The sequence below is a fragment of the Bacillus cereus group sp. BfR-BA-01355 genome (assembly GCF_022663675.1).
GTDB classification, from domain to species: Bacteria; Bacillota; Bacilli; order Bacillales; family Bacillaceae_G; genus Bacillus_A; species Bacillus_A thuringiensis_S.
Genome location: NZ_JAKUFY010000435.1, coordinates 1 through 237 on the forward strand (window position 1 = coordinate 1; position 237 = coordinate 237).

The following is a 237-nucleotide window of genomic DNA, read 5'->3' on the forward strand; positions in this document are numbered from 1 at the left end:
ATTCTATTTATATTCTTCCTTGTACTTGCAATATTATCTGTTATTAAGAAAACAGGTGTAGCAAAAAAACAATTTATTATTACAGCCGTATTATTTGTCATTTTTGTTGCGCTATTAGGTATTTCAGCTCCTTCTTCTGAAAAAACGACAGCAACTAGTACAAAAGTTGCCTCTAACAATGAAGAACAAAAAGATAGCGAAAAGAAAAAAGAACTAGAAAAGAAAGAGGCTGACGAA

General features: G+C 30.8%; 1 protein-coding gene. It reads left to right on the forward strand.

The genetic code is table 11. From position 1 onward, the window contains the following. Positions 1–237 (forward strand): AC76 family protein (locus MR167_RS32370; protein ID WP_276575839.1); only part of this gene is annotated, 237 nt, incomplete at both ends.